General features: G+C 68.5%; 15 protein-coding genes. 14 read left to right on the forward strand and 1 reads right to left on the reverse strand.

The features are described from left to right. The first annotated feature begins 20 nt into the window (after positions 1-20). Entirely contained in the window at positions 21-1,307 is a 1,287-nt protein-coding gene (thrC, locus tag QP609_RS09515) for a threonine synthase (protein ID WP_197621000.1), read from the forward strand. 102 nt (positions 1,308-1,409) lie between these two features. Here the strand turns inward: thrC and QP609_RS09520 are convergent, their stop codons facing one another. Then, a complete protein-coding gene (locus tag QP609_RS09520; RefSeq protein WP_010482595.1) occupies positions 1,410-2,162 on the reverse strand; it encodes a helix-turn-helix domain-containing protein in 753 nt (250 codons plus the stop codon). 127 nt (positions 2,163-2,289) lie between these two features. Here QP609_RS09520 and hisS point away from each other — a divergent pair, with 127 nt between their 5' ends. From hisS to QP609_RS09585, 13 genes are all read left to right on the forward strand, one after another. Continuing rightward, entirely contained in the window at positions 2,290-3,687 is a 1,398-nt protein-coding gene (gene hisS / locus QP609_RS09525) for a histidine--tRNA ligase (protein ID WP_049420211.1), read from the forward strand. A 487-nt stretch (positions 3,688-4,174) separates the two neighbouring features. Then, positions 4,175-4,483 carry a YerC/YecD family TrpR-related protein gene (locus QP609_RS09530; RefSeq protein ID WP_005416326.1) on the forward strand — a complete coding sequence of 103 codons (309 nt, stop codon included), beginning with the start codon at positions 4,175-4,177 and terminating at the stop codon, positions 4,481-4,483. 34 nt (positions 4,484-4,517) lie between these two features. Further along, on the forward strand, positions 4,518-5,429 hold the full coding sequence (hisG, locus tag QP609_RS09535) for an ATP phosphoribosyltransferase (RefSeq protein ID WP_032957997.1): 912 nt from the start codon (positions 4,518-4,520) through the stop codon (positions 5,427-5,429). Beyond that, on the forward strand, positions 5,426-6,721 hold the full coding sequence (gene hisD / locus QP609_RS09540; RefSeq protein ID WP_032957995.1) for a histidinol dehydrogenase: 1,296 nt from the start codon (positions 5,426-5,428) through the stop codon (positions 6,719-6,721). Before hisG ends, hisD begins: the two co-directional genes overlap by 4 nt. Next, complete coding sequence (hisC, locus tag QP609_RS09545) at positions 6,718-7,812, forward strand: histidinol-phosphate transaminase (protein ID WP_069118396.1); 1,095 nt, start codon at positions 6,718-6,720, stop codon at positions 7,810-7,812. The genes hisD and hisC overlap by 4 nt, the downstream gene beginning before the upstream one ends. After that, positions 7,809-8,882 (forward strand): bifunctional histidinol-phosphatase/imidazoleglycerol-phosphate dehydratase HisB, encoded by a 1,074-nt coding sequence (gene hisB / locus QP609_RS09550; RefSeq protein WP_014646950.1) that lies wholly within the window; start codon positions 7,809-7,811, stop codon positions 8,880-8,882. Before hisC ends, hisB begins: the two co-directional genes overlap by 4 nt. Beyond that, entirely contained in the window at positions 8,879-9,481 is a 603-nt protein-coding gene (hisH, locus tag QP609_RS09555; protein WP_032957991.1) for an imidazole glycerol phosphate synthase subunit HisH, read from the forward strand. The genes hisB and hisH overlap by 4 nt, the downstream gene beginning before the upstream one ends. Continuing rightward, positions 9,478-10,212, forward strand: a complete 735-nt coding sequence (gene hisA / locus QP609_RS09560) for a 1-(5-phosphoribosyl)-5-[(5-phosphoribosylamino)methylideneamino]imidazole-4-carboxamide isomerase (protein ID WP_014646952.1) — start codon at positions 9,478-9,480, stop codon at positions 10,210-10,212. Before hisH ends, hisA begins: the two co-directional genes overlap by 4 nt. Continuing rightward, complete coding sequence (gene hisF / locus QP609_RS09565; protein WP_014646953.1) at positions 10,206-10,982, forward strand: imidazole glycerol phosphate synthase subunit HisF; 777 nt, start codon at positions 10,206-10,208, stop codon at positions 10,980-10,982. The genes hisA and hisF overlap by 7 nt, the downstream gene beginning before the upstream one ends. Continuing rightward, a complete protein-coding gene (gene hisIE / locus QP609_RS09570) occupies positions 10,972-11,592 on the forward strand; it encodes a bifunctional phosphoribosyl-AMP cyclohydrolase/phosphoribosyl-ATP diphosphatase HisIE (RefSeq protein ID WP_014646954.1) in 621 nt (206 codons plus the stop codon). The genes hisF and hisIE overlap by 11 nt, the downstream gene beginning before the upstream one ends. A 98-nt stretch (positions 11,593-11,690) precedes the next feature. Further along, on the forward strand, positions 11,691-13,280 hold the full coding sequence (locus tag QP609_RS09575) for a calcineurin-like phosphoesterase family protein (protein ID WP_032957989.1): 1,590 nt from the start codon (positions 11,691-11,693) through the stop codon (positions 13,278-13,280). Positions 13,281-13,316: 36 nt separating this feature from the next. Next, complete coding sequence (locus QP609_RS09580; protein WP_005409434.1) at positions 13,317-13,601, forward strand: hypothetical protein; 285 nt, start codon at positions 13,317-13,319, stop codon at positions 13,599-13,601. A gap of 84 nt (positions 13,602-13,685) precedes the next feature. Continuing rightward, complete coding sequence (locus QP609_RS09585; protein WP_032957988.1) at positions 13,686-14,708, forward strand: glucokinase; 1,023 nt, start codon at positions 13,686-13,688, stop codon at positions 14,706-14,708. Positions 14,709-14,723: the final 15 nt, after the last annotated feature.

Raw genomic sequence — 14,723 nt, forward strand, 5'->3', positions numbered from 1 at the left:
CTTCTCTGGAAACCGATCCCATGCAATTTGTTTCGACCCGCGGCCAGTCGCCCGCCGTTGGCCTCAGCGCGGCGATCGCCGCCGGATTGGCGCCCGATGGCGGGCTGTATGTTCCCGCGCATCTGCCGGCCGCGCGCGAGCTGCAGGCCGGGGCGACCCTGGCCGATACCGCCGCCGATCTGCTGGCACCGTTCTTTGCGGGCGATGCACTCGAGACTGCGCTTCCGGCGATCTGCCGCGGAGCGTTCGACTTCCCGGTGCCGCTGCGTGCACTCGGCGAGGGTGACCACGTGCTGGAGCTGTTCCATGGGCCGACGGCGGCATTCAAGGATATCGGCGCGCGCTTCCTGGCCGGTACGCTGTCGCGCCTGCAGGGCGGCGAGGATCGCGATCTGACGATCGTCGTCGCCACGTCCGGCGATACGGGTGCCGCCGTTGCGGCGGCCTTCCATCGCCAGCCGGGCGTGCGCGTGGTGGTGCTGTATCCGGAGGGTCGCGTGTCTCCGCGCCAGGCGCATCAGCTCGGTTGTTTCGGCGACAACATCCAGGCCCTGCGCGTGACGGGCGCATTCGACGATTGCCAGGCGATGGTCAAGCAGGCGCTGGCCGACCGCGAACTGCAGGCGCAGGTGCCGGTGAGCTCGGCCAACAGCATCAGCCTGGGCCGACTGCTGCCGCAGATGAGCTACTACGCGCATGCAGCGTTGACCCACTACGCCGCGCATCGTCGCCGGCTCAACCTGGTGGTGCCGACCGGCAATCTGGGCAACGCGATGGCGGCCGTGCTGGCGCGCGCGCTGGGCGTGCCGATCGGCCAGGTCGTGCTGGCCACCAATGCCAATGCCGTGCTGCCGGCGTACTTCAATGGTGGCGACTACCAGCCGCAGGCCAGTGTGGCGACGGTGGCCAATGCAATGGACGTGGGTGCGCCGAGCAACTTCGAGCGACTGCGCTGGCTCTACCACGGCGACGACGCAGAGCTGCGTGCAGCTTTCCGCGCGTTCGCGGTGGATGACGTGACCATCCGCGCGACGATTGCCGCAGCGCATGCCAGCCGCGGCGAGCTGTTCTGCCCGCACACGGCGACGGCGGTGAAGGTGCTGCAGGATCTGCGCGCGCGCGGTGCCAAGGGCGACTGGGCGGCGGTGGCTACGGCGCATCCAGCCAAGTTCGAGGCTGTGGTCGAGCCGCTGATCGGCGAAACGGTGGCGGTGCCACCTGCGCTGGATGCCTTGCTGCAGCGACCGGCGCACGCCGAACCATTGGCGGCAGATTACGCGGCCTTGCGCGAGGTGTTGCTGCGTTGATCGCAGATGGAGGCGGTTGCCGGCCAGCGGCCGGCACTACCCGTGTTGCATCCTTCCGGTAGTGCCGGCCGCTGGCCGGCAACCCAACCAACCGCGATACGGTCAGATCAACCCTTCACCGGCCAGCGTGCGCAGCCCATCCTCGTCGAGGATCTCCACCACGTTCAGGTGGGGCAGGGCGATCAGCCCCTGCTGGCGCAGCTTGGTGAAGGTGCGGCTGACCGTTTCCATGGTCAGGCCCAGATGGTCGGCGATATCGCCGCGGCCCATCGGCAGCGACACGCGCAGGCCGTCGCCCCCCAGCTTGGCCTCGCGCGCGGCCAGGCGCAGCAGGAAATCGGCCAGCTTCTCGGCCGGCTGCAGGCGTGCCAGCGCCAGCGCAGCATCCTGTGCGGCATCCAGTTCCTGGCAGGCGCGCTGCAGCAGCTTGCGCTCCAGGTGCGGGAAGCGGCTGCGCAGGGCCTTCATCTGTGGCAGCGCGACACGGCACACGCGGCTGTCGGCGATGGCCTCGATGTCGTAGCGATGGTGGTCGCTGCCGCTCAGGCCCAGATAGTCGCCGGGCAGCACGAAACCGTTGATCTGGCGCCGGCCGTCGGCCAGGGTGCGCACCAGGCGCAGTGCGCCGGCGGTCAATGTATAGACATGGTCGCGCTCTTCGCCGGTGCGTGCCAGCGTGCTGCCCATGCTGACCTGCTGCGAGACGGTGACCTGTTCCAGCGCCTGCACTTCGTCTGGCGACAGCGCCGAGCACACCGCAAGGTGCCGAACCGAGCAGTGCAGGCAGTCCAGCGTGGTGCAGGACGGCGAGGCGGGATCGTTGGTGGCGGGCGGAGCGCCGGAAGGCCGTGACATGTTGCGGGGGGCGTATCGCGGGCGGGGAGGGCCTTATGATACTTCAAGCGGCCGTTCGACCCTGCCCGAGGCGGGGGCGCTAGAATGTCGCCCCCTCCCACGTCCCGTTCCAGCAGGAGTTCCGCCCGTGATCAAGCCCCGTACCCCGCCCGGCACCCTTGAGCTGCTGCCGCGCGAGCAGATTGCGTTCCAGCGCATGCTGGACGTCATCCGCCGCAACTACGAGCGCTTCGGGTTCCTGCCGGTGGAGACGCCGGTGTTCGAGCTGTCCGACGTGCTGCTGACCAAGTCCGGTGGTGAGACCGAGCGCCAGGTGTATTTCGTGCAGTCCACCGGCGCGCTGGCCAACGCGGCCGAGTCGGGCGACCGTTCGCTGCCGGAAATGGCGCTGCGCTTCGACCTGACCGTGCCGCTGGCACGCTACGTGGCCGAGCACGAACACGAACTGACCTTCCCGTTCCGCCGTTACCAGATGCAGCGCGTGTACCGCGGCGAGCGTGCCCAGCGCGGTCGTTTCCGCGAGTTCTACCAGTGCGACATCGACGTGATCGGCAAGGACAGCCTGAGCGTGCGGTACGACGCTGAAGTGCTGGCGGTCATCCATGCGGTGTTCTCGGAACTGCGCATCGGTGACTTCAGCATCCAGCTGAACAACCGCAAGCTGATGCGCGGCTTCTTCGAGAGCCTGGGCGTGGCTGAAGGCGAGCGCCAGCTGGCGGTGCTGCGCGAAGTGGACAAGCTGGACAAGCGTGGCGCCGATTACGTTCGCGAGACGCTGGTGGGCGAGGGCTTCAACATCCCGGCAGAACAGGTCGAGAAGATCCTGGCCTTCGTCGCTGTGCGTTCGCAGGGCCATGCCGATGCGCTGGCGCAGCTGGCCACGCTGGAAGCCGACGCCGGTTCTTCGGAGATCCTGCGTACCGGCGTCGCCGAACTGCGCGAAGTGCTGCAGCTGGTGCAGGCGCTGGGCGTGCCGGAAACCGCATACTGCCTGAACTTCTCCATTGCGCGCGGCCTGGACTATTACACCGGCACCGTCTACGAGACCACGCTGACCGACCACCCGCAGATCGGCTCGATCTGTTCGGGCGGCCGTTACGAAGACCTGGCCAGCCACTACAGCAAGTCGAAGCTGCCGGGCGTGGGTATCTCCATCGGCCTGTCGCGCCTGTTCTGGCAGCTGCGCGAGGCGGGCCTGATCGACGGCATCGAAGCCAGCAGCGTGCAGGCGCTGGTGGCGCTGATGGACGAGCAGGGCATGCCGCAGTCGCTGGACATCGCGCGCCGCCTGCGCGCCGGTGGCATCAATACCGAAGTGCAGATGGAGCCGAAGAAGATCGGCAAGCAGTTCCAGTACGCGGCCAAGGCCGGCATCCGCTTCGTGGTGCTGGCGGGTGAAGACGAGCTCGCGCGCGGCGTGGTGGCGGTGAAGGACCTGCTGCGTGAGCAGCAGTTCGAAGTGTCGCGCGACGAGCTGGCCAGCACCCTGCTGGTGGAGCTGGAGCAGTCCAGGGCGATGATGTGAAGCCGGCCGTCGCAGGGGTACTCACCGTACTCCTGTTGGCGGGCTGCCAGAGTGACCTAGTGCTGCGCAGTGATCGGCTGGGCCCGGCGCAGTACCGGCTGCAGGTTGATCGCTGTCACGTGATCGACCGCGCGCAGCTTGAGGGCGACCTGCGGGCCCTGGCCTCGCGGAAGTGCCCGGCGGGTGCAGGGGCGTTGCAGAACAGTCCCTGCCGAGCCGGCAGGGCAGTCTGTTCGGGGAGTGCCTGCGGCGCGGGACGCTGCAGGCGGAGGTGCGTTGCCTGCCCTGAGTCGAGCCAGGTTGTTGATTTGAAAGCAGAACGCCCGCCCTTTGGTGGGCGTTCTGCATTTCCGGCATCCGGTCCAGGGGTCAGATCCGTTTTCCTTTGGAAAACGGATCTGACCCCATGAGGCTCCGATTTGACGCACCGCGCAAGAATGCGCTAATGTACTAACGCGCTATTACATTGATGCATGGACCCGACCCCGTGAAAGCCCGCCCCGAGATTGCCGCCAAAGACCCGAAGGCCGACCTGGAAGCCCTGGCCCGGGCCTTTGCCGCGCTGCGCGAGCCGGAGCAGGTCGAGGCATTCCTGCGCGACCTGTGCACCCCGGCCGAGCTGGAGGCCATGGCCGACCGCTGGAAGGTGGTGCCGCTGCTGCAGCAGGGCGTGCCGTACCGCGAGATCCACGAGCGCACCGGCGTCAGCGTGACCACCACCGGACGGGTGGCACGCACGCTCGAGCATGGCCATCGAGGCTATGCCGCCGCCATCGACCGCCTTGCTTCGCGCTGATCCGCGCCCCGTTCCGAACTTCGAGACCTCCCCTATGAGTGCAACCCAGGCAGCGCCGGCACGAGACCGGCTGCGTATCGCCATCCAGAAGAGTGGCCGGCTGGCCGAGCCCGCCCGCAACCTGCTCAGCGCCTGTGGTCTGAGCTGGCGCGAAAGCCGCGACAAGCTGTTCTGCTACGGCGAATCGCTGCCGGTGGACCTGTTGCTGGTGCGCGACGACGACATCCCCGGCCTGATCGCCGATGGCGTCTGCGACCTCGGCATCGTCGGTCGCAATGAACTGGACGAGCAGGCCGCAGCACGTCGCCAGATCGGCCTGCCGGACGCCTACCAGGCGCTGCGCGGGCTGGGCTTCGGCCAGTGCCGGCTGATGCTGGCGGTGCCCGAGGAATGGCAGTGGCAGGGTCCGGCGCAGCTGGCCGGCACCCGCATCGCCACCAGCTACCCGGCCATCCTCAAGCAGTGGCTGGCGGAGCAGGGCGTGGACGCGCAGGTGGTCGAGCTGTCCGGGTCGGTGGAAATCGCCCCGCGCCTGGGTACCGCCGACCTGATCTGCGATCTGGTCTCCAGCGGCGCCACGCTGCGTGCCAACCAGTTGACCCCGGTACACAACCTGCTCGACAGCGAGGCGGTGCTGGCTGGTGCGATGCGCGTGCCGGATGACGCACGTGCATCGCTGCGCGCGATGCTGCTGCGCCGCCTCGACGGCGTGGTGCAGCGCCAGGACCGCAAGCTGCTGATGTTCCGTGCCAGCGAAGATCGCGTCGACGCGCTGGCGCAGCTGCTGGCCGATGCCGAGCCGCTGGTGCGGCTGCCGGCCGATGGTGGCGCGCTGCGCCTGCAGACCATGTGCCCCGGCCCGCTGAGCTGGCAGCGCATGGAAGAACTCGAGCGCGCGGGCGCGCAGGGCCTGATGGTACTGAGCGTGGAGCGATCGCTGGCATGAACCGTCTGATCTGGTCCCGACTTGATGAGGCCGCGCGCAGCGCGGCATTGACCCGCCCGGTGCAGGCCGTGGCGCAGCAGACCCGCGATGCCGTAGCGGCCCTGATCGCGCAGGTGCGTGCACAGGGCGACGATGCGCTGCGTGCGATTACGGCGCGTTTCGATGGCGTCGAGCTGGCCTCGTTTGAAGTTTCCGAAGCCGAATTCGCCGCTGCCGAAGCCGCCGTGCCCGCCGAACTGCGACAGGCGATGGTGGACGCCGCCGAACGCATTGCGCGCTTCCACGCCGCTGGCATGGGCAAAGGCTATGCAGTTGAAACCGCGCCGGGCGTGGTCTGCGAACGCATGCTGCGCCCGATCGGCCGGGTGGGCCTGTACGTACCGGCTGGCAGCGCGCCGTTGCCGTCCACCGCGTTGATGCTGGGCGTTCCGGCGCAGCTGGCCGGTTGCCCGCAGGTGGTGCTGTGCACCCCGCCGCGCGCCGACGGCAGTGCCGATCCGGCAGTGCTGGTAGCCGCCCGCCTGACCGGCGTGCAGCGCGTGTTCAAGCTGGGCGGCGCGCAGGCGATCGCGGCGATGGCCTATGGCACGGCCAGCATTCCGGCCTGCGACAAGCTGTTCGGGCCGGGCAACAGCTTCGTTACCGAAGCCAAGCAGCAGGTCGCACAGGACGGCGCCGCCGCCATCGACATGCCTGCCGGTCCTTCGGAGGTGCTGGTGATTGCCGATGCTGGCGCCAATCCGGCGTTCGTCGCCGCCGACCTGCTGTCGCAGGCCGAGCACGGTCCGGATTCTCAGGTGCTGCTGCTGACCGACGACGCCGTGATGCTGGCGGCGGTCGAAGCCGAGGTTGAGCGCCAGGTGGCCCTGCTGCCGCGCCAGCAGATCGCGCGCCAGGCACTGTCGGCATCGCGGCTGGTGCAGGTCGATGCGTTGGACGAGGCGTTCGCGATCAGCAACCGCTATGCACCAGAGCACCTGATCCTGGCCCTGCGTGATCCGCGCGCATGGCTGGACAAGGTGCAGGCGGCCGGCTCGGTGTTCCTGGGCGATTACACCCCCGAAGCACTGGGTGACTACTGCAGCGGCACCAACCACGTATTGCCCACCGCCGGTGCCGCGCGTGCCTACAGCGGCGTGAGCGTTGCCAGCTTCCAGAACCTGATCAGCGTGCAGAGCGCCAGCGCCGCCGGCCTGGCCGCGATCGGCGGCTGCGCGCGCATCATCGCCCGTGCCGAAGGCCTGGATGCGCACGAGCGTGCCGTTGCGTTGCGCATGGAGGTGGCGGCATGAGCGCGGCGATCGATGAGGTGCTGGCACTGGTGCGCCCGGACCTGCAGGCCTTCGCCGGCTACAGCTCGGCACGCAGCGCGGCGGTGCAGGGCGAGGTCTGGTTGAATGCCAATGAGTCGGCCTGGGCCAATGCGGCCGATCCCGCAGGCAGCAGCCGGCGCTATCCGGAGCCGCAGCCGCTCGCGCTGCGCGAGGGACTGGCGGCGCTGTACGGCGTGACGCCACAGCAGCTGCTGATCGGTCGCGGCAGCGACGAAGCCATTGATCTGCTGGTGCGCGCGCTGTGCGTGCCGGGTCGCGATGGCGTGCTGGTCACGCCGCCGGTGTTTGGCATGTACGCCGTCTGCGCACGCCTGCAGGGTGCCGCCTTGATTGAAGTGCCGCTGGTGGACAGCGAGGATGGACTGCGCACCGATCTGGATGCGGTGATCGACGCGGCCAAGGCGCAGGGTGCCAAGCTGGTGTTCCTGTGTGCGCCGTCGAACCCGGCCGGCAGTGACATCGCCCTGGATGAGGTCGAGCGCGTGGCGGTTGCGCTGCGCGGGCAGGCGCTGGTCGTGGTGGACGAGGCCTATGTCGAGTATGCACAACGGCCGTCGGCGACCACGTTGCTGGCCGCGCACGCCAATCTGGCGGTGCTGCGCACGCTGTCGAAGGCGCACGCGCTCGCGGCCGCCCGCGTTGGCACGCTGATCGCTGCCCCGGAGCTGATTGCCCTGCTGCGTCGCTGCCAGGCGCCGTACCCGGTGCCGACGCCGTGCGCGGAACTGGCCGTGCAGGCACTGCAGCCGGCCGCGCTGGCGCGCACCGCCGAGCGCGTGACCACGGTGATCGCCGAGCGCGAGCGCCTGCGTGCAGCCCTGGCCGGCCTGCCCGGCGTGTGCCGGGTGTATGCCTCGGCCGGCAACTACCTGCTGGTCCGTTTCGCCGATCCCCAGTCCGCGTTCGATACGCTGCTGGCTGCGGGCGTGGTGGTGCGCGACCAGCGCGCTGCGCCGCAGCTGGGTGATGCGCTGCGCATCAGCATCGGCAGCCCCGAAGAGAATGACCGCGTGCTTGCGGCCCTGTCGGCGCGGAGGGCCGCAGCATGACCCCGATCCTGTTCATTGACCGCGACGGTACCCTCATCGAGGAGCCGTCCGACTTCCAGATCGACGCCTACGAAAAGCTGCGCTTCGTGCCGCAGGTGATCCCGGCGCTGCTGAAGCTGCGTGATGCCGGCTACCAGTTCGTGATCGTCACCAACCAGGACGGGCTCGGCAGCGACAGCTACCCGCGCGCCAGCTTCGATGGCCCCAACGACCTGATGCTGCAGATCTTCGAGAGCCAGGGCATCACCTTCCGTGACGTGCTGATCGATTCCAGCTGGCCGCAGGACAATGCGCCGACCCGCAAGCCGGGCATCGGCCTGATGACCGCCTACCTGCAGGACCGCAGCATCGACTGGGCACGCTCGGGCATGGTCGGTGACCGGATCACCGACCTGCAGTTTGCCGCCAACCTCAACATCCGTGGTTTCCAGCTGCGCACCGCGCAGTTTGGTGGGGAGTGGGACTGGCCGGGCATCGCCCATGCGCTGGCCGACGCGCCGCGCACCGCCGTTGTCCAGCGCAACACCAAAGAAACGAAGATCCGCGTTGAGCTGGACCTGGACCGCGCGGGCGATGCACGCATTGCCACCGGCCTGCCGTTCTTCGACCACATGCTGGAGCAGATCGGCAAGCACGGCGGCTTCGCGCTGGACATCCAGGCCGAGGGTGACCTGCACATCGACGAGCACCACACCATCGAGGACACCGGGCTGGCCCTGGGCCAGGCCCTGCGCGAGGCGTTGGGCGACAAGCGCGGCATTGGCCGTTACGGCTTCACCCTGCCCATGGACGAGACCCTGGCCAGCGCTGCGCTGGACTTCAGCGGCCGTCCCTATTTCGTGTTCGAGGGCGAGTTCAAGCGCGAGCGCGTGGGCGATATGCCGACCGAGCTGGTGCCGCACTTCTTCCGTTCGCTGTGCGATGCCAGCGGTTTGAACCTCAACCTGCAGGTGCGCGGCGACAATGATCACCACAAGGTGGAGGCCTGCTTCAAGGCGCTGGCGCGCGCGCTGCGTCCGGCGCTGGCCCGGCAGGGCACGGCACTGCCGAGTACCAAGGGGGCGTTGTGAGCGATGTTGCGCTGATCGATGCCGGTGGCGCCAACCTGGGCTCGGTGCGCTACGCACTGGAGCGCCTGGGCGCGACGGTGCGGCTGGTGCGCGATGCGGACGGCCTGGTTGGTGCGCGGCGGGTGATCCTGCCCGGCGTCGGCGCCGCCGGTCCCGGCATGCAGCGCCTGCACGCTCAGGGCCTGGTGGAACCGCTGCAGCGACTGGAGGTGCCGTTGATGGGCATCTGCCTGGGCATGCAGCTGCTGTTCGAACGCTCCGAGGAAGCGGGCGTAGAGACACTGGGACTGATTCCGGGCGTGGTACGCAAGCTGGTGCCGGCCTGTGGCATCCGCGTGCCGCACATGGGCTGGAACCGCCTGCTGCCGCTGCGCGAATCGCTGTTGCTGCAGGGCGTGCCGGAACGCGCCAGCGCCTACTTCGTGCACAGCTATGCGGCGCCGCTCAATACCCACACCGTCGCTGCCTGCGACCACGGTGGCCTGTTCACCGCCGTGGTGGAGCAGGGGCGCTACTACGGCGCACAGTTCCATCCCGAGCGCTCCGGCGAGACCGGCTCGCTGATGCTGCGCAACTTCCTCGAGGGCACTGCTGCATGAGTTTCATCGTCTACCCCGCGCTGGATATCCGCGACGGCCGCGTGGTGCGGCTGCGCCAGGGCGACTACGCGCAGGAAACCTCCTATGGGGATGACCCTCTGCCGCGCGCGCAGGCCTTCGCCGCGCAGGGCGCGCAGTGGATGCATCTGGTCGACCTGGATGCCGCACGGGCCGGTGGCTACACGCTGGCGCCGCTGTTGGCATCCATTCGTGCGCAGACCCCGCTGCAGGTGCAGACCGGCGGTGGCGTGCGCGGCCGCGACGATGTGGCGCGCATCCTCGACGCTGGCGCCGGCCGCGTGGTGGTGGGTTCGCTGGCGGTGCGTCGTCCCGATGAAGTGGTCGGCTGGCTGGAGGAATTCGGCGCCGATCGCATCACGATTGCGCTGGACGCGCGCCAGGACGCACAGGGGCAATGGCAGCTGCCGGTGCACGGATGGACCGAGAACGCCGGGGTGACCCTGGATGACCTGGCCCGGCGCTACGCGCGCGCCGGCATGCGCCATCTGCTGTGCACCGACATCGCCCGCGACGGCATGCTGGCCGGGCCCAACATCAGCCTCTACCAGCACCTGTCGGCGCTGTTGCCGGGTGTGGCGGTGCAGGCGTCCGGTGGCATCCGTGACGTGGCCGATGTGGCCGAGGCGCGTGCCGCCGGCTGCGGAGGTGCCATCCTCGGCAAGGCACTGCTGGAGCAGCGCATGGACCTGAGCGAGGCGTTGGCATGTTGAGCCGCCGCATCATTCCGTGCCTGGACGTGCGTGATGGCCGCGTGGTCAAGGGCGTGCGCTTCCGCGATCACGTCGACATGGGCGACATCGCCGAGTTGGCACAGCGCTATCGCGACCAGGGCGCGGACGAGCTGGTGTTCTATGACATCGGCGCCAGTCCCGAGGCACGGTCGGTTGACGTCGCCTGGATCGAGCGCATCGCGCGCCTGATCGACATTCCGTTCTGTGTGGCCGGTGGCATCGACAGCGTGGAAACCGCGCGCCGCGTGCTGTTCGCCGGTGCCGACAAGGTGTCGATCAATTCGCCGGCGCTGGGCCGGCCGGAGCTGATCACCGAGCTGGCGGACGAGTTCGGCGTGCAGTGCGTTGTGGTGGGGGTCGATTCGGTGCGCGAGGCCGACGGGCAATGGCGGGTGCGTCGTTTCAGCGGCGATCCGGACAAGACCCAGGCGGTGCCGCTGCGCACGCTCGACTGGATCGTCGAAGCGCAACGGCGTGGAGCCGGTGAGATCGTGCTGAACTGCATGGACAGCGACGGTGTGCGCCGTGGCTACGATGTCGTGCAGCTGCAGCAGGCGCGGGCGCTGTGCCAGGTGCCGCTGATTGCCTCCGGTGGTGCCGGAGCGATGGAGCACTTCGCCGACGCCTTCGACCAGGCCGACGTCGACGGTGCGTTGGCGGCCAGTGTGTTCCACAGCGGCGCCATCGCCATTCCAGAATTGAAGCGCTACCTGCGCGGACAGCAGATCGAGGTGCGGGATGTCTATTGAAGTGAGGCCATCGCTGGATGCGCTGCAGGCGCTGGACTGGGGCAAGGGCGACGGCCTGCTGCCGGCCGTGGTGCAGGATGCCGATACCCTGCAGGTGCTGATGCTGGGCTATGTCAGCGCCGAATCGCTGGCGGCCACGCTGGCCATCGGCCACATGACCTTCTTCAGCCGCAGCAAGCAGCGGTTGTGGACCAAGGGCGAGCAGTCCGGCAACGTGCTGGTGGTGCAGTCGATCCGTGTCGACTGCGACGCCGATACGCTGCTGGTGATGGCGCGCCCGGCCGGGCCGACCTGCCACACCGGTGCCGAGAGCTGTTTCGACCAGGCGCCGAAGGATTTCCTGGGTGGGCTGGGCCAGCTGGTGGCCATGCGTGACGCGCAGCGCCCTCCCGGCAGCTACACCACCAGCCTGTTTGAAGGCGGCATCCGCCGCATCGCGCAGAAGGTGGGTGAGGAGGGCGTGGAGACCGCATTGGCCGCCGTGGCGCAGGATGATGAGGCATTGCTGGGCGAGGCGTCGGACCTGCTGTACCACCTGCTGGTGCTGCTGCGCGCGCGCGGGCTGTCGCTGGATGATGCGCGCGCGGTGCTGGAAAAACGCCATCGTTGAGGAAGGCGTACGGACCAACGGTCCGCACCCACCTCTGCAATGCAGCCGAGCATGGCTCGGCTCTACAATAGGTGGTCTTCTTCTTTCCCGGACCGCCCATGAAACTGCCTGCCGCCTGGCTGTGCTGCCTGTTGCTGACCTCGCCGGCCTGGGCCGCGGACACCGTGGTCAGCGGCAAGGTCTATCTGGAGCGTGACGGCAAGCCCGGCCGCGGTGCGACCGATCCGGGCCTGGCCGGGGTGCAGGTTTCCAACGGCGAGACCATCGTCAAGACTGCCGCTGACGGCAGCTACAGCCTGCCGGTGCGCGACGGCCAGACCGTATTCGTGATCAAGCCCGATGCCTACGCCTTCCCGAAGGCGGCGGACGGCCTGCCTTCGTTCTGGCGCCACTACCGCCCGAACGGCTCGCCGGCGCTGAAGTACGGCGGCATCGCGGCGACCAGCGACGTCACCCGCAACTGGGACTTCGCCCTGCAGTCGGATCGGCATGACAGCCGTCGTGGTTTCCAGATGCTGGTATTCACCGATTCGCAGACCGCCAGCCTGAAGGACATCGGCTACTACCAGCAGTCGATCGTGGCGCCACTGGTCGGCCAGACCAGGGCACGCATGGGCACCACCCTGGGCGACATCGTCAACGACGACCTGACCCTGTACCCGGCGATCAACAAGGTCACCACCGAACTCGGCGTGCCGTGGTTCCACGTGCCGGGCAACCATGACCTCGACTTCGATGCGGCCAGCGACGAACACTCACTGGACAGCTGGCGCAACATCTACGGCCCGGACACCTACGCGGTGGAAGAGGGCGGCGCCAGTTTCGTGTTCCTGGACGACGTGGTGTACGACCCCAAGGCCAGGCCGAAGTACATCGGCGGCCTGCGCGAAGACCAGTTCGCCTTCCTCGCCAGCTACCTGAAGGGCCTGCACAAGGACCGCCTGCTGGTGCTGGGCATGCACATCCCGCTGTTCGACGCGGCGCCGGGGCGCGAGACCTTCCGCCATGCTGACCGCCAGCGCCTGTTCGACCTGCTGAAGGACTTCCGCAACGTACTGGTGCTCAGCGGCCACAGCCACACCCAGCAGCACGTCTACCACGGCAAGGCCGAGGGCTGGAACGGCGACAAGCCACTGCACGAATACAACGTCGGTGCCAACTGCGGTGCGTTCTGGTCGGGCGTGAAGAATGCCGCTGGCGTGCCGGACAGCACCATGAGCGACGGCACGCCGAAGGGCTATGCATTGCTCGACGTGGCCGGCAACGGCAGCTATCGCCTGCAGTACCGCGTGGCCGGCAGGCCGGCCAGCGAGCAGATCGGCCTGCACGCGCCGAAGGTGCTGCGCCAGGGGGCCTACCCGGCGTGGGGTGTCTACGCCAACGTCTACATGGGCGAGGATCGGAGCGTGGTCGAGTACCGTGTCGATGGCGGCGCCTGGCAGCCGATGAAGCAGGTCAGCCAGCCCGACCCGCGCCTGATGGTGGAGAACGTGGCCGATGATCTGGCCAGCAGCCTGCGCGGCTACGACCGTTCGCCGGAGGCCACTGCGTCGCCGCACCTGTGGCGTGGCGCGCTGCCGACCGATCTTGCAGTGGGCAGCCATAAGGTCGAGGTACGCTCCACCCAGCCTGATGGCGCAGTGTTCACCGCCACCACCAGCTACAGCCTGCAGACTGCCCAGCCCTGACTCCCGCGCACCAGCGCTCCAGCGAAAGGACCCCGCATGGATATCCGCTTCATGGCCGGCACCACACCGGTGACCCTCAGCCGCCACTGGTTCACCGGCGCGATGCTGCTGCAGAGCGCCACCGAGAAGGTCTGGGTGCAGCACCCGCTGCATCCGGGCACCCACTTCTCGTTCTCGCTGGTACAGTCGTGGCTGCGCCACATCGCCGGCCACGAAGTGCTGGTCGAGCGCACCCGGCCGCTGTTGTTCGCCGGCTTCCGCCCACAGCGCCTGCGCGTGCTGGTGGATGGGGTGCAGGTGGCCGAACAGGAAGGCATGTAGGTTCACCTGAACCACCGGCGCGCTAGGCAAAGCCGTCCCGATGCCTGAGAATCGGGGCGATTCAATCGATCCAAGCAGGCCAGCGTGACCATCGCAGCAGCGTCAACGGTTTCCTCCGACTCCGCCCGCGGCGGTCTTCCGCGCCGTCTGGTCGTCGCCGATGTCGGCGGCACCTTTGCCCGGCTCGCGCTGGCAGAAACCCGACCCGGCCAGACGCCGCTGCTGGGCAGCCACCGTACCTATGCCTGTGCCGAGCATTCCAGCCTGGCCGCGATCCTGGCCGATTTCACCGCCGGCCTCGGCCAACCGGTGCAGACCGCGGTGGTCGCCATCGCTGGCCTGCTGGATGGCGATGTGCTGATCAACTCGAACCTGCCGTGGACGGTCTCGCTGTCGGCCACCCGCGCGCAGTCCGGGCTGCACGAACTGCAGCTGATCAATGATTTCGAAGCGGTGGCGTTGGCCATCCCCTACCTGCAGCCGGAAACCCTGGTGCCACTGAACGGTGACGCCGATCCGGCGCAGGCCTTCCCGGCGCTGGTGCTGGGCGCGGGTACCGGGCTGGGCGCCGCGCTGCGTTTCGCTGATGGCGAGCGTCCGGTGCTGGCCAGCGAGATCGGTCATGCCGCGCTGGGCGCCGGCAACGCGCTGGAACTGCAGGTGCTGGGCCGCCTGCTGCAGCGTTGGCCGCACGTGGACAACGAACGCGTGCTGTCCGGCAGCGGCCTGATGAACCTGTATCCGTGCCTGTGCGAACTGCGCGGCGTCACCCCGGTGTGGAACAGTACGGAGGCGCTGATCGGCGCCGCGCGTGGCGGTGAGGATGCACTGGCGGTGGAAACGTTGCAGGTCTTCTGTGCGTGGCTTGGCAGCCTGGCCGGCGACGCGGCGATCGCCGTCGGCGCGCGCTCGGTGTACCTGGCCGGTGGCATTTCCGCGCATGTGCAGGATTTCCTGGCCGATGGCCGCTTCCGTGAGCGCTTCCTCAACAAGGGCGTGCTGACCGAGGTGCTGCGCCAGGTGCCGGTGTGGCGCGTGGAGCATGGCCAGCTGGGCGTGCTCGGCGCAGCGGTCTGGCACGCCGCACGGCAGCCCACGCACGACTGATCGGCAGGGTTGGCA

The organism is Stenotrophomonas sp. 8(2023), from assembly GCF_030345295.1.
GTDB classification, from domain to species: domain Bacteria; phylum Pseudomonadota; class Gammaproteobacteria; order Xanthomonadales; family Xanthomonadaceae; genus Stenotrophomonas; species Stenotrophomonas muris.